The 21445-nt window shown below is 69.8% G+C and carries 17 protein-coding genes; 14 read left to right on the top strand and 3 right to left on the bottom strand.

Annotation, left to right across the window (positions count from 1 at the left end; translation table 11 throughout):
* Positions 1-56 precede the first annotated feature (56 nt).
* The 4 genes from U4E84_RS02570 to U4E84_RS02555 all read left to right on the top strand — a co-directional run bounded on the left by U4E84_RS02570 (position 57) and on the right by U4E84_RS02555 (position 3967).
* A complete protein-coding gene (locus U4E84_RS02570; RefSeq protein ID WP_322530536.1) occupies positions 57-1103 on the top strand; it encodes a DUF1616 domain-containing protein in 1047 nt (348 codons plus the stop codon).
* 2 nt (positions 1104-1105) lie between these two features.
* Positions 1106-1693, top strand: a complete 588-nt coding sequence (locus U4E84_RS02565; RefSeq protein ID WP_322530535.1) for a metal-dependent hydrolase — start codon at positions 1106-1108, stop codon at positions 1691-1693.
* Between the two features lie 211 nt (positions 1694-1904).
* The gene (locus tag U4E84_RS02560) at positions 1905-2990 is read left to right on the top strand and encodes a DegT/DnrJ/EryC1/StrS family aminotransferase (protein WP_322530534.1); all 1086 of its coding nucleotides are present in this window, start codon (positions 1905-1907) and stop codon (positions 2988-2990) included.
* The gene (locus U4E84_RS02555; protein ID WP_322530533.1) at positions 2987-3967 is read left to right on the top strand and encodes a Gfo/Idh/MocA family oxidoreductase; all 981 of its coding nucleotides are present in this window, start codon (positions 2987-2989) and stop codon (positions 3965-3967) included. Before U4E84_RS02560 ends, U4E84_RS02555 begins: the two co-directional genes overlap by 4 nt.
* A 138-nt stretch (positions 3968-4105) precedes the next feature.
* On the opposite strand, the gene U4E84_RS02550 is transcribed toward U4E84_RS02555, so the two are convergent.
* From U4E84_RS02550 to U4E84_RS02540, 3 genes are all read right to left on the bottom strand, one after another.
* Entirely contained in the window at positions 4106-7324 is a 3219-nt protein-coding gene (locus U4E84_RS02550; protein WP_322530532.1) for a PKD domain-containing protein, read from the bottom strand.
* A 424-nt stretch (positions 7325-7748) separates the two neighbouring features.
* On the bottom strand, positions 7749-8744 hold the full coding sequence (locus U4E84_RS02545; protein ID WP_322530531.1) for a GNAT family N-acetyltransferase: 996 nt from the start codon (positions 8742-8744) through the stop codon (positions 7749-7751).
* Complete coding sequence (locus U4E84_RS02540; RefSeq protein ID WP_322530530.1) at positions 8741-8962, bottom strand: hypothetical protein; 222 nt, start codon at positions 8960-8962, stop codon at positions 8741-8743. Before U4E84_RS02540 ends, U4E84_RS02545 begins: the two co-directional genes overlap by 4 nt.
* Positions 8963-9284: 322 nt before the next feature.
* On the opposite strand from U4E84_RS02540, the gene U4E84_RS02535 reads away from it, so the two are divergent.
* From U4E84_RS02535 to glmS, 10 genes are all read left to right on the top strand, one after another.
* Entirely contained in the window at positions 9285-9965 is a 681-nt protein-coding gene (locus U4E84_RS02535; RefSeq protein ID WP_322530529.1) for a DapH/DapD/GlmU-related protein, read from the top strand.
* 199 nt (positions 9966-10164) lie between these two features.
* The gene (locus U4E84_RS02530) at positions 10165-11832 is read left to right on the top strand and encodes a nucleotide sugar dehydrogenase (protein ID WP_322530528.1); all 1668 of its coding nucleotides are present in this window, start codon (positions 10165-10167) and stop codon (positions 11830-11832) included.
* Complete coding sequence (locus tag U4E84_RS02525) at positions 11825-12595, top strand: hypothetical protein (RefSeq protein ID WP_322530527.1); 771 nt, start codon at positions 11825-11827, stop codon at positions 12593-12595. Before U4E84_RS02530 ends, U4E84_RS02525 begins: the two co-directional genes overlap by 8 nt.
* The gene (locus tag U4E84_RS02520) at positions 12592-13527 is read left to right on the top strand and encodes a polysaccharide deacetylase family protein (RefSeq protein ID WP_322530526.1); all 936 of its coding nucleotides are present in this window, start codon (positions 12592-12594) and stop codon (positions 13525-13527) included. Before U4E84_RS02525 ends, U4E84_RS02520 begins: the two co-directional genes overlap by 4 nt.
* Before the next feature lie 190 nt (positions 13528-13717).
* A complete protein-coding gene (locus tag U4E84_RS02515) occupies positions 13718-14770 on the top strand; it encodes a DUF354 domain-containing protein (RefSeq protein WP_322530525.1) in 1053 nt (350 codons plus the stop codon).
* A gap of 5 nt (positions 14771-14775) precedes the next feature.
* Entirely contained in the window at positions 14776-15708 is a 933-nt protein-coding gene (locus U4E84_RS02510; protein ID WP_322530524.1) for a glycosyltransferase family 4 protein, read from the top strand.
* 144 nt (positions 15709-15852) lie between these two features.
* Positions 15853-16650 carry an AAC(3) family N-acetyltransferase gene (locus U4E84_RS02505; RefSeq protein WP_322530523.1) on the top strand — a complete coding sequence of 266 codons (798 nt, stop codon included), beginning with the start codon at positions 15853-15855 and terminating at the stop codon, positions 16648-16650.
* Between the two features lie 10 nt (positions 16651-16660).
* Complete coding sequence (locus tag U4E84_RS02500) at positions 16661-17635, top strand: glycosyltransferase family 4 protein (protein WP_322530522.1); 975 nt, start codon at positions 16661-16663, stop codon at positions 17633-17635.
* Between the two features lie 540 nt (positions 17636-18175).
* Positions 18176-18784, top strand: a complete 609-nt coding sequence (locus U4E84_RS02495) for a hypothetical protein (protein WP_322530521.1) — start codon at positions 18176-18178, stop codon at positions 18782-18784.
* A 360-nt stretch (positions 18785-19144) separates the two neighbouring features.
* Positions 19145-21001: a glutamine--fructose-6-phosphate transaminase (isomerizing) gene (gene glmS / locus U4E84_RS02490; protein ID WP_322530520.1), complete on the top strand. Its 1857-nt coding sequence runs from the start codon at positions 19145-19147 to the stop codon at positions 20999-21001.
* Positions 21002-21445 lie beyond the last annotated feature (444 nt).

Genomic DNA, 21445 nt, shown 5'->3' with positions numbered 1-21445 from the left:
GATCGCATCGATCCGGAGGCACCCGACCGCACGCATTCCCCTCGCACCGAAGACAGATGAGGCGGGAAACGCGTCCGGCCTCGGCCGGTCAGGAGGGGCTCCCGCTCGATCTCCTCGCGGTCGCGCTCGTTCTCCTCGTCACGTTCGCGTCGCTCTCGCTCGACGGCGGGAGGTCAGTCCGCGTGATCCCCGGCGCGATCACGCTCCTCTTCCTTCCGGGATACGTGACCACGGCGGCGCTGTTTCCTCGACGCACCCCGGAATCGCCGGGACGCACGAGACGCCCGGGATCGATGTCGGGACACGCGGGAGGTCCGGGGTCGGCGTCGGGACGCACGACGGCCCACGGGGCGCTCGGGCTCCGCGAGCGCGCGGTCCTCTCCGTCGGGCTCAGCGTCGCGGTCCTGCCGATCCTCGCGCTGGCGATCGGACAGTTCACCGAGGGCTTCTCCGAGCTGGTCGCGTTCGGAACGGTGGCCGGCTACGTCGTCCTCGTCGGGATCGCCGCGTGGGGAAGACGGGTCGCCGTTCCGCCGACGGAACGGCTGTCTCTCCCGATCCGCGCGTGGCGGACGGAGGTCCGAGACGGGTTCGCGACGGGACCGACGACCGACCGCGTGCTCACCGTCGCCCTCGTCGCGAGCGTCCTCCTCGCCGGGGGCGTGTTCGGATTCGCGGCAGTGAACCCCGCCGACGGCGAGACGTACACGGACTTTCACCTCCTGACGACCGACGAGTCCGGCGAGTACGTCTCCGCCGGCTATCCGGACCAGCTGGAGCGCGGCGAGACCGCGTCGCTCACCTGGGGGCTCGAGAACCGCGAGGCGGAGGACACCGAGTACACGGTCGTCGTGACTCTCGAACGGGTCTCACAGAGCGGCGACGATCTCAGACGGATCGAAACCACGGAGCTCGACCGCGAGACGACGACCGTCGCCGCGGGAGAGACGGAGCACCGAACCCACGAGGTACGTCCGACGATGATGGGCGAAGACCTCCGGCTCAGCTACTACCTCTTCAAGGGAGACGCACCCGACAGGGCGACCGAAGAGGAGGCGTACAGGCACCTGTACATCTGGGTCGACGTCGGGCCGTTCTCCTGACCGTGTGGCCGTGGGAACACGCGGTCGTCGGCTACCTCACGTACTCGATCGGCGTTCACCTCCTCCGCCGGCGGCCCCCGACCGCGCTCGAGGCGGTCGCGGTCGCCGTCACCTCCGTCCTCCCCGATCTGATCGACAAGCCGCTGGCGTGGGAGTTCGGCCTCTTCCCGTCCGGATACGGCGCGGCCCACTCCGTGTTCTTCGCCGTTCCCCTCGCCTGGACGGCTCTCGTCGTAGCGGCCACGTTCAGACGGGCCGGCGTCGGTCTGGCTTTCGGAACCGGCTACCTCCTGCACCTGGCCGGTGACGTCGTCCCGGACGCGTTCGGGGGAGGGGGCGTCCCGATCGAGCGGATCCTCTGGCCGCTCCTGACCGTCGAAACGACGTACGAGGGGGGGTTCGCCGGAACGCTTCTGTCGTATTTCGCCGACGCGGCGCGGGACCTCCTCTCCGGCCCCCCGAGCCTGTCCGTCCTCGTCACCCTCGGGCTCACTATCGGCTGTGGTCTCCTCTGGGTGTACGACGGGATGCCCGGACTCCGCGAACCCGTCGCGTTCTGCCGGCACCGGCTCCGCGAGCGCCGCGACTGACGCTCGCGCTGGCGACGGAGCGTCCCACACTGGCGACGGAGCGACCCTCCTTCGACACGATAGACGGCGGCTACTCGCGACAACAGACGGGTAACAATGCCGTCTCCGACGCGTCTGTAACCGACGACTGGGAATCTCTCATGTATTCAACCAATCCGCAACACGGACGTGCGCGAGTCAGCGTAGAGGACGGCGGCGTCTCGCGACAGACATGACGGTGAGCATCGCCGACCCACAGATCGGTGTGGCCGAACTGGACCGCCTTCTCGACACGGCCGTCTCCGGACAGCTGGCCGACGGACCGAACGTCCGCGCGTTCGAGGCCGCCGTCGCCGACTACTGCGGCGTGTCCCACGGGGTGGCCACCACGAACGGGACGACCGCGCTGCACGCGGCGCTGCACGCACTCGGGATCGGCCCCGGGGACCGCGTGGTGACGACGCCGTTCTCGTTCGTCGCGACCGCCAACGCGATCCGGCTCTGCGGGGCGCCGCCGGTGTTAGCCGACGTGGACCCGGAAACCCTGAATCTCGATCCGACGGCCGTCCGAGCGGCAATCGACGGCTGCGACGGCGGCGTCGACGCCATCCTGGCGGTTCACCTGTACGGGCTGCCCGCGCCGATGACGGCGCTCCGAGCGATCGCCGACGAGCACGACGTCCCGCTGGTCGAGGACGCGGCGCAGGCGCACGGCGCGTCGCTGCGCGGCGAGCCGGTCGGCTCGCTCGGCGACGCCGCCTGCTTCTCGTTTTATCCGACGAAGAACATGACGACGGGAGAGGGGGGGATGGTCCTCACCGACGACACCGCCCTCGCGGAGCGGCTCCGCCGGTTCGTCAACCACGGGCGGACGGACGCGTACGTTCACGGCGAGGTGGGACAGAACTACCGGCTCACCGGTCTCGGCGCCGCCATCGGCCAGGCCCAGATAGACCGACTCGACGACTTCGTCGCGGTTCGGCGACGGAACGCCGCCCGCTACGACGAGGTCCTCGACGACCACCCGTCGGTGAGCGCGCCGCCCGACCCGACCGGCTCGCGGCACGCGTACCACCAGTACACGGTTCAGACGGACCGGCGCGACACCCTCCGAGAGCACCTCGCCGACGAGGGGATCGGCACCGGGGTGTACTACCCGCGACCCATCCACCGACAACCGGCCTACGCGGACGTCTCCGCGACGGCGCCGAACGCGGAGCGGGCCGCCGACCGCGTGCTGTCCGTCCCCGTCCACCCCGCGCTGTCGCGGGACGAGGTCGACCGCGTCGCGGACGGGCTCGCGGGGTTCGAGGCGTGACCGTCCCCGTCGGCGTCCTCGGAGTCGGGAGCATGGGGCGCCACCACGCGCGGGTGTACCAGGAGATTGCCGACGCGGACCTCGTGGGCGTCGCGGACGTCGACCGGGAGACCGCGACGGAGGTGGCGGAGGCGTACGACACGCGCGTGTTGCCCCCTGAGGAACTCTTCGAGGCCGCAGACGCCGTGTCCATCGCCGTCCCGAGCCAGTACCACCACGACGCCGGGATGAACGCGCTGAACGCGGGGGTCCACGCGCTCATAGAAAAGCCGCTCGCGTCCACCACGGACGAGGCCGAAGCGCTCGTCTCGGCCGCGGAGCGCGCCGGCGTCACGCTCCAGGTCGGCCACATCGAACGGTTCAACCCGGCCGTCCGGGCGGTCGCCGCGTTCGCGGACGACCTGGACCTGATCGCCGTGGACGCCCGCCGTCTCGGTCCGCCGCTCGACGGCGGACGCGGCGTGGACGACGGGGTCGTCCTCGATCTGATGATCCACGACCTCGACATCGTTCGGTCGCTCGTCGGCGCGCCCGTCGACCACGTGACGGCGGCCGGAAGTCCCGACGGGCAGTACGTCACCGCCACCCTCGACTTCGAGACCGACGTGGTCGGGTCCCTGACCGCGAGCCGGGTGACACAGCGGAAGGTCCGCGAGCTGACGCTGACCGCGGTCGACTGTCAGGTGACCGTCGACTACATCGACCGGTCGGTGCGGATCCACCGGCGGACCCGCCCGGAGTTCCTCGTGAACGACGGCGACCTCCGGTACCGAAGCGAACAGGTTGTCGAGCGTCCCACCGTCGACAACGGGGAGCCGCTCAAAAAGGAGCTGAGCGCGTTCCTCGAGGCGGTCGAAACCGGCTCGGAGCCGGTCGTGTCGGGACCGGACGGGGTGGAGGCGCTCTCGCTCGCCCACCGCGTCCAGTCGGCACTCGGCTCTGCGGCGGTCTCGGAACGCGAGCGCCCCTCGATGTGACTCCGAGGGGGAGGCGACCGCGCTCAGTAGACGCGCGCACCTGACGGGGACCACACCCATCGTTCTGGGCCGCAGTCGGCACGTTCCTCCGAGGACACCGTCACGGACCGAGGCGGGGCTGCGCCGAGGAGTGGTTGGTCACCCGTCGCGTCGACGACGTACCAGTAGCGCCACGGCGAGCAGCGCGATCGCGGCGAGACCGGGAGTGAACCCGGGGACCGACCAGCCGGAGTCGGATCCGGTCGCGCCGCCGCCGTTCCCGTCGCCGTTCCCGTCGCCGCCGTTCGCTCCCTCTGACTCGTCGGTGACCGTGACCTGCGTCGTTCGATCGCCCACTCCGACCTCGTAGGTTCCGGGGCTCTCGAACCGCTGTTCGAAGCGGACGCGCTCGGTCGATCCCGGCGGAACGGTGACGGTCTCGCTGCGGGCGACCGTCCCGTCGATCTCGAAGGACGCGCGGTACTCGTCCGAGACGGTCCCGTCGTTGCGGACCGACGCGGTGATCGCCGTCTGGTTCCCGGCTGGAATCTCCGCGGGGGTCACCTCGAGATCGACCACGCTGCTGTCCGTCCTCGCCTCCTGCACGTCGACGTCCCGTTCGACGCCCCCGGCCTCGAGGGTGACGGTCTCTCTCGTGTCGTGCGTGATCGTCGTCGTCGCGTTCACCTCGCTGTCGGCGTCGAGGGGGCGTTCGATCGTCTCGACTTCCTCACCGTCGAAGGTAACGGGCACGCTCGCGTCGCCCGCCCTCGGCCCGCTGTTTCTGAGGACGATCGTCGCCTCGAACGGCCGGTCGACGACCGCGGTGTCGGTGTGCACGTCCTCCACCCACACCACCGGCGCGTCGGCCCCGACACCCACGACGAGCGGCTCGTCGTCGCCGCCCGACTCGACGTCGGCCGTCGCTTCGACGGTCACGCTGTCTCCGCTCGGATCGACGTCGGTGTCGACGTCCTCCCAGTCGCCCCCGTCGCCCCGGTAGACCGTGAGCGCGTCCGGCGAGATCCCCGCGGCGTCGATCGCGTCGCGATCGACGCGGAACTCGTACTCGACCGTCGTCAGCTCCGCGTCCGAGCTGAGTTCGAATGCGGTGTCGGTTCGGGGGAGCGCCCCCGGTGGCGAGCCGTTGTTCGGACGATCGATCGACGCTTCGACCGAGTCGTGGCTCTCCGCGGTTTCGAAGACGACCGACTCCAGCCGGACCTCGTCGCCGGCCTCCAGGTCGGCTTCGACGGGCGTTCCGGCGTCGACGTCGTTCGCCGTCATCTGGGCGAGCGACCCGCCGTCGGTCGTGACGGTCGCCTCCACCGACGCGGGCGCCGGGGGTGGGCCGCCACCGCCGCCGCCACCACCGCCGCCGCCACCACCGCCGCCGCCACCACCGCCAGCACCGCCACCGCCGCTATTGCCGTCGTCGCCGTCGTCGCCGTCGTCGCCGTCGTCGCCGTCGTCGCCGTCGTCGCCGTCGTCGCCGTCACCACCTCCGTCGCCGTCACCACCATCGTCGCCGTCACCGTCGTCGCCGTCACCCCCGTCGGGATCCGTCACGGTGACCTCGACGGCCGCCTCGTCGGTCACGTGATCGGACGCGGAGACCGTGACTCTCGCCTCGTACGTGCCCGGGTCCGCGTACGCGTGCGACACGGTCTCTCCGCTCGCCGTCTCGCCGTCACCGAACTCCCACTCGACGGACGCGTTCGCCAGATCGGCGTTGTCGAGGCTGCTGTCGGTGGCGTCGAAGGCGATCGACTCGTTCGGCTCGACGCTCGTCCTGTTCGCCTCGGCGACCGCCTCGGTTCCGTATCGGACCTCGACCGAGTCGGTCGCGTTCGCCGTCCGGTTCCGCTCGTCGGTCACCGTGACCCCGACGGGGATCGTCCCCGACCGTTCGAACCTCACGGCCGTCCGCGGTTCGGTCGTCTCATTCACGGTCTCGTTGTCGACGCTCCATCGGTACTCGGCGTCGCCGGACGCCGTCGAGTCGCTCGCGTCGAGCTCGGTCGATTCTCCGACGATCGCCGTGTCGGGCGCCGAGAGATTCGCCGTCGGCTCCGACGTCTCGACGGTGAGGTTCGTCTCCGCGGTGTCCGTGGCTCCCGTCTCGTTCGTGACTCGCAGCGTGACCGCGTACTCCCCGCTCTCCGAGTAGGTGTGGTCGACGGTCGCGCCCGTCGCGTTGGCGCCGTCTCCGAACTCCCACTCGTAGGTCTCCGGGTCGCCCCGCGACTCGGACCCGTCGAACGACGCCGACTCATTCGGCTCGATCGGACCGTCCGGGGCGTCGATGACCGCCTCCAACGCCTCCGACGACTCCGACCGGACGTCGACCGTGGCGTTCGCCGTGTCCGATTCCCCCGCGTCGTCGACGACGGTCACCGACGCCGTCACCTCGCCCGACTCCGAATACGCGTGTTCGACCGTCGGCTCCGACGTCGTCTCGTCTACCTCGCCGTCGCCGTCGAAGTCCCATCGGTACTCCTCGATCGATTGCTCGCTCTCCGTCTCAGACGCGTCGAGGACCACCGTCTCGTTGGTCTCCGGGTCCGACGGCGAGACCGACAGGCTCGCGTTCGGGGGCGCGGACGCCTGTGCGTCCGGTCCGCTGATGGTCACGGACTCGTTGAGGCTGTCGAGGGCGACCCGCGAGGTCCCGTCGGACGTCGCCGTCACCACCTCCCAGTCGGAGATGGTTCCGTTCTCGCTGGACTGTTCGCCCTCGATCCGCGCCTGGTCGTTGAACCGCGGGTCGATCGTGATCTCGGAGTCGGCCTCGACGCCGGTGAAGACCGCGCCGTCGTTCCGCTCGTCCTGCCAGACCCAGTCGAGCTGGCTCTCCGACCCGTCGTGGTCGAATACGTCTCGCTGTCCGTCGTAATTGTCGTCTTCGACCGTCCACTCCCCGTCCTCCGGGAGCCCGCTGACGTCGAAGGAGGCCGAGCCGCCGTCCGTCCCGGTCCCGCTGTCGACGAATCTGTCCTGGAGGATGACCAGATTGAGTCCGTCGGACCCCTCGTACAACAGCAGCGTGCTCGTGTCGTCCCGCTGGTACTCCGTCGTCCCGTACGAGCTGTACGCGGACCCCTCGGGGTCCGTGAACTCGGTGCGGTAGTCGTAGAACTCCGCCCCCGTCTGTGACCCGTTGCCGATCGGGTCGATCTGAACGGTCTCGCCGCCCTGCTCGACCACGTAGGACTCGTTCTCCTCGGCCTGTGCGACCGTCTCGCCCGGTATCGCCTCCGCCGTCGGCCCCGCCCGCGCGTCGCCGGCGTCCGCGGAGACGAGACCCGCGGACGCGACGAGCCCGACGAGACACGCGGCGAGTCCCAGCCAGCGGAGCCAGCGCCTCAGCTCGCTCATCGACGCGTCTCCGTTCTCGACCGGACGCCGTGCTCGTGACGCGTCGGCAGGGCGTCGCGGGTGCCGGGGGCGTCGCCGGTCCCGGGGACGTCGCCGGTCGATTCGGCTCCTCGTCCACGCTTCGCTGGACTCGCTCTCTGCTGTGTGCGTTCTTGTAGCATGTCTGACGGTTATGGTCCCGGCGTCGACGCGACCGGACGACCGATACCCGAAGACGCCGAACGAGCGGGTTTGTTATAGAGTCGCTAAGCGAGAACCAGCAGTTGCGGTCGCGGAGGCGCCGAGCCGACCAAACACGGGGGCCGCTCGCGATACGCGTCGCATACCGCGGGAGGACGGCGGTGATCGCTCCGCAGCGTCCCGGCGGATAGGCGGTCCATTCGCCCGCGGGACCCGGTGATTCACCGGGATCGACGGAGTGCAGTCACCGGAGCCTGGCGTACGCGTCCGTGAGGAGGTTCATGACCGGTCCGCACCGCTCCAACCGGTAGTACGTCTCCACGGTCGGTGCGAACTTCGCCTTGTACCGACAGAGTCGGCGGTTGTTCGCCCCCACGAGGTCGTACCGGTCGATCCCCGACTCTCTCGCGCGTTCGATCACGTGCCAGTCGAGCAGGTCCTGTGCGGGGACCGGGGCGTCGAAGTCCGCGACGCTCTGCCAGCGGTAGACGGTGTCCTCGTCGGTGAGCAGCAGCGTCCCGCCGGCGAAGACGTCGTCGACGGTGCAGACGTACGCCCTCATCTGATCGGGTATCGCTCGCGCGAGGTCTCGAACGAGCGACGGCGTCACGTCGTACGCCACGCCCTGTTCGTCGTGGCGGCGCTTCGCGTTCACCACGATCTGCTCCATCTCCGGCAGGCCGCCTCGCTCGATCTCGAACGCGTCCGACGCCGTGTTCCGCACGTTCGACCGGAGGTCACTGCCCATCTCCGAGAGCAAGGTGTCGGCGTCGCCCGACAGGTCGACGTGGTAGGTGTAGCGCGGCGTCGGGTCGAAGTCGTTCCAGAGGAACGGGCGCGGGTCCCCGTACTCGACGCTCGTTCGGACGCTGACGTACCGCGGAGCGATCTCCTCGTCGACGTACGCCATCGCCGATTCGACGAACGACAGGTGGCGGCGCTCGCGCTTCCGGCGTTTCATGTTGGGGTCGGCGAGCGTCGCCGGACCCATGTAGGTGAGCTTTCGGTTCGGCGGCGGCGAGAAGGCGGCCACCACCGGGCCGAAGCGCCGCTCGAAGACGGGGAACAGGCCGGCGGGTTCCTCGCCGACGTAGCCGACGAGTGGATGGAGCTCCGAGCTGGTGTGGTCGGCGACCACCTCCAGTGCGGCGTGTCGGTGAAACGGCGTCGCCGCCGGCGCCCGCTGCACGAGTCGATCCCACGACTCCGGATCGGTGAGCGGCTGGACGTCGACGCTCACGCTGGACGCTCCGCCGCGCCGTCCGTTCGCCCTCCGGTCGTTGGCCGACGGATCAGTCCCGCGATTCGGTCCCCGACGCGGGGGCCTCGACTCGGCCGATCGTCGGCGACGCTCACCGCGCGGCGGACGCGTTCGGGGTCGGCGGCGTCGAGCGGGTGACCGGTCGCGGGGACGCCGCTCCCGGGTGCGCCAGTGCCCGAAGGAGGTGTCTCGCTCATGTGCGAACTCCACCGACGATCCGACCTTTGTTATGTTCGGCCTGCCGCACCGGCGCGGTCCCGAGAGCGCCCCCGGTGGGCCGACGCGAGCGGTCGACGGCGCGGAGGCGGCCGCGCGACGCCCTGACGGGTCCGCGAGTCGACAGGGGAACGCGGCGCGACCGCGGCCGAGAAAGCGTCGCATAACAAAGCCACCACCGGGTTTCGTTCCGCGTACGCCTCGCCACGCGGCGAGCTGTCACGACATGTACCCGACGATCCACGCACCGAGCAGCGCAACGGCGACCGAGCGCCCGCTGCCGGCAGAGCCGGAGAGGCACCGATGAGCGAGTCCGAGACCGAGCCCGAGTCCGATCCCGAGTCGGACGAGTCTCCGGAACCTGTACACGACGCGGCGAGCGCGCCCAACACCGCCGTCAACTCGCCGAGAGTGCAGATCGGGGAGGGTGCGCGGATCGACGACGACGTGACGCTCGCGCCGCCGGAGTCCGGAACGCAACCGACCCGAATCGGTGACGACGTCCGGATCCGGTCCGGAACGGTGGTGTACGCCAACGTCAGCGTGGGCGACCGGGTCACCACCGGTCACGACGTCGTGATCCGCGAGCGGACGCGGATCGCCGCCGACGCCGTGATCGGGACGAAGACGGTGATCGACGGCAACACCGCGATCGGCGAACGCACGAGCCTCCAGACGGGGGTGTACGTTCCCTCGGAAACGACCATCGGCTCGGACGTGTTCGTCGGACCGAACAGCGTCCTGACGAACGACCCCTACCCGGTGCGCACGGACGCCGGCCTCGTGGGACCGACGCTCGAAGACGGCGCGTCGATCGGCGCCAACGCCACGATTCTCCCGGGCGTGACCGTCGGGGAGGGTGCGTTCGTCGCGGCGGGCGCCGTCGTCACCCGCGACGTCCCGCCGGAGACGCTCGCGGTCGGCGCCCCGGCCACGTTCCGGCCGCTCACCGACGAAATCGCCGGGCGAAACGATCTCCCGTGAGCGCAGACGCCACCCGCCGACCATACTACCCACCGATGACCGACGACACCACCGACGCCGACCGACCGCATCCGGTCGACGTTGCCTCGACGACACGGACCCGCCCGCGTACCGCCCGACGTCGCCCGGACGACCGGGGACCCCGCACCCTCCGCCCGGAGCGCCGTCGACCCCACGGCTTGACCCTGGGGGGCGACCGATGAGCGACCGCTCGGCGCCGTCCCGCGCGGAGGGAGTCCTCACCGACGGGGGGATCTCCCCGATCGGGAGCGAGGAGACACCCGTCGGATCGCTGTACGGCTCCTCGGCCTCGACGTCGCTCCAGCGGCGGTCGCTGCTGAGCGGCGAGGTCCCGGTGGCCGTCTACGGCCTCGGGAAGATGGGACTCCCGCTCGCCGCGGTGTTCGCCGACGTGACGGGACGCGTCGTCGGCGCGGACGTCGACCCCGACGTCGTCGCGGCCGTGAACGCCGGAGAATCGCACGTCGACGGCGAGCCGGGACTGGACGAGCTCGTCTCCGACCGCGTCGAGTCCGGCGCGCTTCGCGCCGTCTCGGACCCCCGCGAGGCGGCCGCCGCCGCCTCCGTACACGTGATCGTCGTCCCGACGCTGCTGACCGAGTCGAAGGCCGCGGACCTCGCCGTGGTCGACGCCGTGGTCGACGCCGTCGCGACCGAACTCTCTCCGGGGGACGCGGTCTTCGTCGAGTCGACCGTGCCGCCGCGGACCTGCGCCGACCGGATCGCCCCGCGGCTGGCGGAGCGAAGCGGGCTCCCGCCGACCGCGTTCGGCGTCGCGTTCTGTCCGGAACGCACGTCCAGCGGGCGCGCCCTCCGAGACATCCGGGAGGCGTATCCGAAGGTCGTCGGCGGCGTCGACGACGAGAGCACGCGGGTCGCGCGGCTCGTGTACGACGAGGTGACCGACAACGACGTGATCCCCGTCCGAGACGCCGCGACCGCCGAGGCCACGAAGGTGTTCGGCGGCGTCTACCGCGACGTGAACATCGCGCTCGCGAACGAGTTCGCCCGGTACGCGAGGGAGTTCGGCGTCGACGCGCGGGAGGCGATCGAGGCCTCCAACACCCAGCCGTACAGCCACATTCTCTCGCCGGGCCCTGGCGTCGGCGGCCACTGCATCCCCGTGTACCCGTACTTCCTGTTGAACGGGTTCGACGTGGACAGCCCGCTGATCCGCCTCGGCCGCGTCGTCAACGACGAAATGCCGACGTACACGGTCGACCGGCTCCGGTCGATCCTTCGGGCGGATGACCGCGGGGCGGATGACCGCGGGGCAGGGAGCGACGGAGTGGGGGGTCGGGAGGCGGACGACCGCGTTCTCGACGGTGCGCGGACGCTCGTGCTCGGCGTCACGTACCACCCGGACGTCGACGAGACCAGAAACAGCCCCGCCGTCGAGGTCATCGAAGCGCTGCGGCGCCGCGGCGCCGCGGTCGACGCCGTCGACCCGGTCGTCACCGATTTCGAACCGTTCGCGGCCACCCGCGTGTCCGCCGCCGAGGCGGTCGAGAACAGCTACGACGCGGTCGTCGTCGTCACCCCTCACGAGGCGTTCTCGTCGTTCGACTGGGACGCGCTCGACGCGACGACCGTGCTCGACTGTCACGACGCGCTCGACCTCTCGGAGACGGACCACCGCTCGTACGCGATCGGTCGCCCGCACGGGCGCGACCGCGACGCCCGAGACGCCGCGGAGCGCGGCGGTACCGGCGTCGCTTTCGACCCGCCAGCGAGCCCCACGACGAGCACGGACGGCGGGAGACTCGACGGCCGGAGCGAGTCAGACGAGGGAGGTGGGGCCGACGAAGGAGACGGCTCCGACGAGCGAGGTGGGTCCGGTGCGTGACTTCACGGAGGCGGTGTACGCCGAGCTGCTCGACGTCGCCCTCCGCGAGGAGTACGCGTTCCTCACCGTTCGCGAGTACCTCTTGCGCGAGACGCTCCCGGACCGGTTCGTCGTCGTCCGGCACGACATCGACCGAAAGCCGCGGAACGCGCTGTCTCTCGCGCGGATCGAGGCCCTTCGAGACGTCCGGACGACGTACTACGTCCGCACGGAACCCGACGTCTTCGACCCGGACGTGGTGACGCGGCTCGCCGAGCTGGGCCACGAGGTCGGCTACCACTACGAGGACCTCGACCGAGCCGACGGCGACCGTGCGGCGGCGCTCGACTCGTTCGAGTCCCAGCTCGCCCGAGTCCGGCGGCTCGTCGACGTCGACACCGTCTGTATGCACGGGAACCCGCTCACCTCGCACGACAACCGCGACATGTGGGGCGACCCGCCGGAGTTCGACGCCTTCGACCTCCTGGGAGAGGCGTACCTCTCGATGGACTTCGAGGACGTGACGTACTTCTCCGACACCGGCCGCACCTGGCGCGACGGCCCCCTCAAGGTGAAGGACCACACGATGGGTGAGGGGGAAAAGACCGTCCAGGTCGACTCCACCCGCGAGCTGATCCGCCTGCTCCGGGAGGACGAGGTCGATCGGCTCTGTCTGCTCGTCCACCCCGACAGGTGGAGCAGTTCGACGGCCGAGCACCTCTCACAGAGCGTGAAAGACGCGGCGGTCAACGCCGCGAAGTACGGCATCCAGGCGGTACGATGACGAGTGCCGACTCGGCGACGCTCCCGGGAACGCGGATCCCCCCGGAGGCGGCCGTCCCCGACGGCCACTCGTTCGCCCTCTGTCTCACCCACGACGTCGACAGGCCGTACAAGACGTACCAGGGCCCGTACTACGCGATCGCGGAGCGCGACCCGTCCCACCTCCGATCGCTGATCCCCGGCGTGAACCCGTACTGGAGCTTCGAGCGGATCGCGGCGCTGGAGGCCGACCTCGGCGTGCGGTCGGCGTTCTACTTCATGGACGAACAGCAGCTCTTCAGGGACCGTCCCGTGTCGGAGTGGCTGGACCCGGACGGGTGGCTTCGGTACGTCGGTCGGTACGCCATCGACGACCCGGCCATCGTCCGGACGATGCGGGAGCTCGACGCCGGCGGGTGGGAGATCGGGCTCCACGGCTCGTTCGAGTCCTTCGACGACCCCGACCGGCTCCGCTCGGAGAAACGGCGGCTGGAGTCGCTGCTCGGACACCGAGTACGGGGCGGTCGACAGCACCACCTCAACCTCGCGATCCCCGAGACGTGGGAACACCACTCGACGCTCGGCCTCGAGTACGACTCGACGCTCGGGTCGTCGTCGACGTACGGCTTCGAGAACGGGTACCATCCGTTCCGCCCGTTCGACGACGCGTTCGTCGAGTTCCCGCTCACGCTCATGGACGTGGCCCTGCCCGAGGTCGCCGCGGACCCCGTCCGCGCCAGGGCGGAGTGCGAGTCCCTGCTCGAGGAGGCCGCGGAGCACGAGGCCGTGATGACCGTCCTGTGGCACCCCCGGTACCTCGGGGACGACTTCCCCGAACACGTCGAGCTCTACCGGACGCTCGTCCGGCGCGCGCTGGAGCTCGGTGCGTGGGTCGGTCCTCCCGGAGCGCTGTACGACAGCCTCGGCGACGAACCGGGCGAGCCGTCGCCATGACCGTCTCGGCGCCTGACGCCGCTGGACGCGACCGGTCCGGCGAAACGGGGCTGCTCTCCCCCGGCGGAAGGGGTCGCATAACAAACTCACACCTCGGAGAGCGACCGGTAACCGGGGGTTCAACGTGCGAACAACGTCCGCGTCCGACGCACGGAACCACGGACGCCGCACTCCGGCGAGGTCACCGACGATGAGTAGGATACACTTCGACATCACGCATCCGGCACACGTTCACCTGTTCAGACACGCGATCAGGGAGCTCGTCGACGACGGGCACGCGGTCGCGGTCAGCGCGCGTCAAAAGGAGATCACCACCGACCTCCTCGACGCGTACGACATCGAACACACGGTCCTCTCTCGGAAGGGAACCAGGAAGTCGGCGCTGGTCCTCGAGTGGCTGGGCCGGGACCTCAGGGCGCTCCGATACGCCTGGCGGTTCGATCCGGACGTCGTCGTGAGCCGACTCAGTCCGACCGCGATCCACGCGGCCGCGACCGTCGGCGCGGGGAGCGTCGTCCTCTACGACACCGAGGGGACGAACCGGCTGGCTCGGCTGTTCCTCCCGCTCGTCGACCGGATCTGCACGCCGGACTCCTTCGAAACCGACTTCGGAGAACCGCACCGCCGGCACGCGGGGGTACAGGAGCTCGCGTACCTCCACCCCGATCGGTTCACGCCCGACTCCGACCGACTTCGCGACCACGGCGTCGATCCCGACGAGCCGTACTCGGTGTTGCGGTTCGTCTCCATGGGCGCACACCACGACGTCGGGCGCGCCGGGCTCTCCCCCGCGGCCAAGCGCCGGCTCGTGGACGAGCTGGCCGCCCACGGCGAGGTGTACGTCTCCGCGGAGGGGGCGGTCCCGACGGGCCTCGACGCGCGTCGCGTGCCCGTCCCGCCGGACGCGATCCACGACCTGCTCGCGGCCGCCGACGTGATGGTCACCGACTCGAACACCATGGCGACCGAGGCGGGGCTGCTCGGAACGCCGTCGGTCCGGTCCGGGTCGTACGTCGACACCGGGGAGTTCAGCAACTTCACGGCGCTCGCGGAGGCGGGGCTCGTCGAGTCGATCGGCGACGAGGACGACGCCGTCGAGCGCGCGGTCGAACTCGCCGCCGACCCCCACGCGAGGGACCGGTGGGACGAACGACGTCGGGAGTACGCCGCGGCGTCGACGGACGTCACGGACTACATCGTCGACACCGTCCTGGAGGTCGTCGCCGAGCGGGGGGCGAGGTGAACCCCATGACGGACTCCCTGCGCGTGCTCTCGCTCGTCACCAACAACCACGCCGGATTCTATCGCCGGGAGGTCGAGGGCCTTCGCGACCGCGGCCACGACGTCGACGTGCTGGCGGTTCCGGGGTACTCCAAGGAGGTCGACCGGTCGGTGGCCACCTACGCCGCGTACTACGTGCGGGCGGTCGCGGCGGCCCGCGACGGATACGACCTGATCCACGCGAACTACGGGCTGGCCGCGCCGCCGGCGGTGGCGCAGCCGTTCGCGCCCGTGGTGGTGTCGCTGTGGGGCAGCGACCTGATGGGTCGATACGAGTCGGTCAGCCGCCTCTGCGCGCGGCTCGCGGACGAGGTGATCGTCATGTCGGGGGAGATGGCCGAGCGCTGCGGCCGCGACTGTCGCGTGATCCCGCACGGGATCGACCTGGACGCGTTCCGACCGCTGCCGCGGTCCGTCGCCCGGTCGGAAGTCGGCTGGGACGCGACGTCGCGCCACATTCTGTTCCCGTACGACCCCGACCGCGAGGTGAAAGACTTCCCGCGCGCGGAGCGGATCGCCGACCGGGTGCGGTCGGACGTCGACGCCCCGGTGTCGCTTCACCCCGTTTTCAACGTCGCACACGAGCGGATGCCGCTGTACATGAACGCCGCCGACGCCCTCCTCATGACCTCGAAGCGCGAGGGCATGCCGAACACGGTGAAGGAGGCGCTCGCGTGTGACCTCCCAGTGGTCTCGACGCCGGTCTCGGACCTCTCGGAGCGGCTCGCCGGGGTCTCGAACTCGACCGTGAGCGACGACGACGAGGAACTCGCGGCGGCGCTCGTGCGGATCCTCCGCTCGGAGGCGCGCTCAGACGGGCGAGAACACGCGCGCACGTTCGGAACGGAGTCGCAACTCGACCAGATCGAGGACGCGTATCGGGCGGCGCTCGGCGACTGAGCCGGCCCCTTCGGAGCGCGAGCGGAGTAGCCTCGACATTACAAACCGCGGGACCGCGGGATCGAATCACCGAACGCGAATGTCTCACGGAACTCTTCACGAGCCCCGACGCGTCGACCGCCGCCACGCCGCCGGTGGCCGCCGATGATCACGCACCTGCCGCGAACGCTCTGGAGCAGCGCGAAACACTATCCGCTCCGGCACGCGTCGTACGACGTCGGTCCCGTCTCTCCGGCCCTGTTCGACGAGATCATCGACGACTACGAGGCGGACGCCGTGTTCCTCCACGTCGGGCTCAGCGACGTCAAGGCCGCGTTCGAGACGAACCCGTACGACTTCGTCGTCGACCGGCTCCGAGACCGGTTCCCGTCGCTGCTCGTCCCGGGGTTCACGAAGTCGTTCAGGGAGACCGGCCGCTTCGACGTCGAAGCGGATCCGCCGGAGCTCAACGCCTTCTCTCGGCTGTTCTTCGAGAACGACGCGGAGTACCGAACGCCGGACCCGCTCCACTCTATCCTCTGTGCCGGCGAGTACCGGTTCGACGGCTGCGACTTCCGGAACACGTTCGGGCCGGAGGGGTGCTACGCGCGCTTAGAGGCGGACGACGTGCTCTGTCTGAACGTCGGGACGAACTGGCTGGTCTCGACCCAGCTCCACTACCTCGAACAGGCGCTCGACGTCCCGTACGTCGAGACCGTCGACGTCGAGGGGGAGCTCACCCACGCGGACGGCGACGTCGAGCGCGTGACGCAGACGACCTACGAGAAGAACAACTACCTCTACTTCTGGAACCGGACGAAGCTCCGCGACCAGATGGTCCAGGCGGGGAAGCTGGACTGGTACCGACTCAACGGCCTCCACGTCATGGCGTTCACCATGGACGACCTCCGCTCGTTCGTCGAGCCGAACGTCCTGAACGACCCCTACTACCTCGTCGCATGACGGTCGCGACGTGCCCCGCCGGGTTCGCGGGACGGTGACGACCGTGCGCGTTCTCAGCCTCGTCACGAACGGACGCTCCCGCTTCTATCGCCAGCAGATCGCCGGTCTCCGAGAACGGGGCCACACCGTCGACGCCCTGGCCGTTCCGCGAGCCGGCACCGAGTCGGACTCGCGGTCGGTCGGGGCGTACGCGCGGTACTACCCGCGCGCCTTCGCGGCGGCTCGCCGCGGCTACGACGTGGTGCACGCGAACTACGGCCTGACCGCCCCGCCGGCGGTGGCGCAGCCGTTCGCGCCCGTGGTGGTGTCGCTGTGGGGCAGCGACCTGATGGGCCGGTACGGCGCGGTGAGCCGCCTCGCGGCGCGGTTCGCCGACGAGGTGATCGTCATGTCGGGGGAGATGGCCGGGCTGCTCGCGTCCGACTGTCACGTGATACCGCACGGGATCGACCTCGAGACGTTCCGTCCGCTCCCGCGATCGGTCGCCTGCGCCGAGGTCGGCTGGCGCTCCGACCGCCGCCACGTGCTGTTTCCGTATCCACCCGACCGGGGAGTGAAGGACTTCCCGCGCGCGAGGCGAATCGTCGACGCGGCCGCGGACGAGCTGGACCGGGCGGTCGAGCTCCACACGGTCACCGGCGTCCCGCACGCGCGAATGCCGTGGCACTTCAACGCGGCGGACGCGCTCTTGGTGACCTCCCGACGAGAGGGGTCCCCGAACTCGGTGAAGGAGGCGCTCGCGTGCGACTGTCCGGTGATCTCGACGGACGTCGGTGACGTGGCGGAACGGCTCGACGGGGTCTCGCACTCGGCGGTCGCGGCCGACGATGCCGAGCTCGCGGCCCGGCTGGCGGACGCGCTGGCCGCCGAAACCCGCTCGGACGGGCGGGCGTCGGTGGCGTCGCTCGGCATCGAGCGGCAGCTCGACCGGGTAGAGACCGTTTACCGGTCTGCGCTGGATACGGAGGTCCCGAGGAGCCGCTAATTTCGGCCGACACTCCGAGAATGTACCGTCGGCACCTGATTAGTATTACTCACAATTCAGAGAATAATTGTGTCCTACTCGCCGACCTCGGGCGCCGTCTCGGTCCGCTTTTACGGTCTCTTCCGGCGGTGAACTCCCCCGGACGTCGAGCTGACACCACCTGACAGATACATGGGGTGACACGATGGGAAGGTCGCGGGTAACCACTCTATACCCGATAAACCGTACTGAAACCATCTGCATGTTTTAATTACCTCCTCTGATATGACCGTGTTAGAACACGGATGACACTTCGGATCGGTTGGGCATCCGTCAGAGGCTGCGCTCGAAGATAGCGCTCGACAACGGAACTCACACAATGTACACTGAACCTCGTCTCCGACGAAAGCGAGCGGTCACCTCGAGTGCGACACTGCGAGCGCGGCGTAGAACGGTTGCGACCGACAGTTCACTGCCACGTAGACGGCGATCGCACGGTGCACGCGACGACGACCGAAGCAAGCGCGTCAACGGGAGCGCCTCCGGATACGATCGACAACAATGAGCGTCACACACACACCCGAGAGCAGAGAGGAGACGGAGCAGTCCAGAGACGAAACCGAGCCTTCCGGACCGGACGCCGGCTCGTCAGCGGCGTCGACCGAGGAGGGGCGTCCGCGTCCGCTCTCGCTAGACGTCATCTTCGACGTGTTACGGAACCGTCGACGGCGGCTCGTGATACAGACCCTTGAGGAGCGAGACGGGGAGACGACGCTGAGCGACCTCGCGGAACACATCGGGGGGATCGAGAACGACAAGCCGCCGAACGCGCTCAACGCGCAGGAGCGGAAGCGCGTCTACGTCGGGCTGTACCAGTGTCACCTCCCGCGGATGGACGACGCGGGGGCGATAGACTTCGACAAGAACCGCGGGACGGTCGTGCGGGGGCCGCAGGCCGACGCGTACCTCACGTACCTCGAGCAGAGCGAGAGCGACGGGTCGGACCGGCGATGGCCGACGTACTACGCCGGGCTCGCCGGAGTGAGCCTCGTCGCGTTCCTCCTCTCGTGGGCGCTGTCCACCGGTCTGGGAACGGTCGTTCTCGCCGGCTCGATACTGCTGATCTTGGGGCTGTCTGGCTACCACTGGACGGCTCGACGCGCGGACTGACGACACGTTCGTCTCGCGTCTGGGCGCCTCGTTCGCCTTCCGTGACACGCAAACTCGGTTGAGCGCTAGCCACCGGCTACGCCGTCGGCGGGACGCCGCTCGACGCGCCGCAGTCACCGCCTTACGTGGCGCGGCTCCGGTCTCCGCTCCGCGAGACCCAGATCCCGGGACTCGGGCGGAATGGTCAACGCGGAGACCCCTCAGTTTGCTCTCCATAACAAAGCCCCGGGAAGGGGTGGGTATCGACCTGACGTTCCGGTCCTGTTCGGAACCGATGGTGATACACGATGCGTAGACAACCCGAATCCGACGACACGGCTCCGAATCGAGTTGACAGCGACCGTCCGGTGGTGGCCTGAGATGTGCGGTATCATCGCACGGATCGGCCACGGAGACACGCTCGGTGAGCTCCTCACCAGCCTCCGTAACCTCGAGTACCGGGGGTACGACTCCGCCGGCGTCGCGCTCCGCGACGAGGACGGTCTCAGCGTGTGCAAACGCGAGGGAGAGACCGACGCCCTCGTCGACGCGGTCGCCGACCGGTCGCTCACCGGCAGCGTCGGCATCGGCCACACCCGGTGGAGCACGCACGGCGCGCCGTCGGACGCGAACGCGCATCCCCACACCGACGACTCCGGACGGGTCGCCGTGGTTCACAACGGCATCATCAGGAACCACGAGGCGCTGCGCCGCGAGCTGCGCGCGGCGGGGCACGTCTTCTCCAGCGAGACGGACACGGAGGTCGTCCCCCACCTCGTCGCCCGCGAGCTGGCGTCCGGCGCGACCCCGGAGGAGGCGTTCCGGAGCGCCACGGACCGCCTCGAGGGGAGCTACGCACTCGCGATGATCCTGGAGGACGAGGACGCGGTGTACGCGACGCGGAGCGGGTCGCCGCTGGTCCTCGGGCTCGGATCGGAGGCCAACTACCTCGCCAGCGACGTTCCCGCCTTCCTCGAGTTCACCGACGTCGTCGTCTACGTCGAGGACGGCGACACCGTCGCCCTCGACCGCGAGGGATACCGCATCACCGGTCCCGACGGCGAGCCTGTCGATCGCCCGCAGGAGACCGTCGAGTGGACGGCCGGGGACGCGCAGAAGGGCAGGTACAGCCACTTCATGCGCAAAGAGATCGACGAGCAGCCCGTCAGCCTCCGGCAGACGATAGAAGGGCGCGTCGCCGACGGCGGCCGTACCGACGGGGGCGCACCCGTGTTGGAGGCGTTGCCGCCGAACGAGCTCTCGGCGGTCGACGAGGTCGTCTTCGTCGCCTGCGGGACCTCGTATCACGCCGCGATGTACGGCTGCGTGCTCCTCAAGCGTCTGGGGGTGCCGGCGACGGCGATGCGGGCCAACGAGTTCGCTCACGACCCGATGCCGGTCGACGACGAGACGCTCGTCGTCGCCGTCACGCAGAGCGGCGAGACGGCCGATACCATCGCGTCGCTGCACGAGGCCGACGAGTCGCCGGCGCGGACGCTCGCGGTCACGAACGTCGTCGGATCGACCGCCGCGCGGATGGCCGACGACGCGGTGTTCATTCGCGCCGGACCGGAGATCGGCGTCGCCGCCACCAAGACGTTCTCCTCGCAGGTCGCGACGCTCGCGATGCTCGCCCAGCGACTCGCGGCCGACGGGGCGGGAGTCGGCACCGCCGACGCCGAAAGCGACGCGACGACCGAGCGACTCAACGACTGGTCCGCGAGCGTCGCGTCCCTCCCAGAGCTCACCGAGTCCGTCGTCGAGGACGGGAGTGCGAAACGGCTCGCCAAGCAGTACGCGGACGCCGACGCCTACTTCTTCATCGGGCGGGGCACGGGGTATCCCGTCGCGCTCGAAGGGGCGCTGAAGTTCAAAGAGATCACGTACGAACACGCGGAGGGCTTCGCGGCCGGCGAGCTCAAACACGGTCCGCTGGCCCTCGTGACCCCGGCGACGGTCGTCGTCGCGGTGTTCACGGGGCGGAACGACGACCTGACGCTACACAACGTCCGAGAGGCGCAGAGCCGCGGCGCGCCGATCCTCGGCGTCGGTCCGGCGTCGTCGACCGAGGTTCGCGACACCGTCGACGAGTACATCGAAATCCCGGACACCACTCCCGAGATGGCCGGCGTCCTGGCGAACATCCACCTCCAGCTGCTGGCGTATCACGCGGCGGCGATCCTCGACCGGGCGATCGACAAGCCGCGGAACCTCGCGAAGAGCGTCACGGTGGAGTGAGCGCGGTCGCGGCTACCTCGACTCCTCGACGCGCCAGCGGGTCCCGGCGTCCTCGGCCCTCGGCTCCGCCGCTTGTCCGACCGCGAGTTCGGCACGCGTGAGACACTCCAGACACCCGTGGACCGAGTTTTCCGCTCCGAACACGCGGATGAACGTACGGCTCACGGCGGAACCGCACCGAATACACCGTCGATTCCGATCGGTCGTCCCGTCTACGGGGATCATGGGCTCGAATCGAATGATCCGCCGCATTGTTATACAGTCTCTAGGCGGTCTCTCGCGATCCCGCCGTCGCGGACCGGAAACCGGGCGCACTCCGCTCGGGGTGCGGCGCGTCGAGCCGCGTGACAGCGCCGGCTTACGTCGGTGTCGGGAGCCGCCGCCCGGCGCTGCGAGACGGTAACGCCCCTGTAACCAAGTGACTGCGACTCCACCGAACTGTTG

This window comes from Halorubrum sp. AD140, from assembly GCF_034497445.1.
Lineage (GTDB): Archaea > Halobacteriota > Halobacteria > Halobacteriales > Haloferacaceae > Halorubrum.
Note: the sequence above shows the minus strand (reverse complement) of the source record. Positions and strands in the feature narration are given on the sequence as shown.

Excerpts from the sequence above, each read along its gene's own strand:
- U4E84_RS02570 (WP_322530536.1), top strand. The coding sequence starts at position 57 with ATGAGGCGGGAAACGCGTCCGGCCTCGGCCGGTCAGGAGGGGCTCCCG.
- U4E84_RS02560 (WP_322530534.1), top strand. The coding sequence starts at position 1,905 with ATGACGGTGAGCATCGCCGACCCACAGATCGGTGTGGCCGAACTGGAC.
- U4E84_RS02550 (WP_322530532.1), bottom strand. The coding sequence starts at position 7,324 with ATGAGCGAGCTGAGGCGCTGGCTCCGCTGGCTGGGACTCGCCGCGTGT.
- U4E84_RS02540 (WP_322530530.1), bottom strand. The coding sequence starts at position 8,962 with ATGAGCGAGACACCTCCTTCGGGCACTGGCGCACCCGGGAGCGGCGTC.
- U4E84_RS02535 (WP_322530529.1), top strand. The coding sequence starts at position 9,285 with ATGAGCGAGTCCGAGACCGAGCCCGAGTCCGATCCCGAGTCGGACGAG.
- U4E84_RS02530 (WP_322530528.1), top strand. The coding sequence starts at position 10,165 with ATGAGCGACCGCTCGGCGCCGTCCCGCGCGGAGGGAGTCCTCACCGAC.
- U4E84_RS02520 (WP_322530526.1), top strand. The coding sequence starts at position 12,592 with ATGACGAGTGCCGACTCGGCGACGCTCCCGGGAACGCGGATCCCCCCG.
- U4E84_RS02515 (WP_322530525.1), top strand. The coding sequence starts at position 13,718 with ATGAGTAGGATACACTTCGACATCACGCATCCGGCACACGTTCACCTG.
- U4E84_RS02510 (WP_322530524.1), top strand. The coding sequence starts at position 14,776 with ATGACGGACTCCCTGCGCGTGCTCTCGCTCGTCACCAACAACCACGCC.
- U4E84_RS02505 (WP_322530523.1), top strand. The coding sequence starts at position 15,853 with ATGATCACGCACCTGCCGCGAACGCTCTGGAGCAGCGCGAAACACTAT.
- U4E84_RS02495 (WP_322530521.1), top strand. The coding sequence starts at position 18,176 with ATGAGCGTCACACACACACCCGAGAGCAGAGAGGAGACGGAGCAGTCC.
- glmS (WP_322530520.1), top strand. The coding sequence starts at position 19,145 with ATGTGCGGTATCATCGCACGGATCGGCCACGGAGACACGCTCGGTGAG.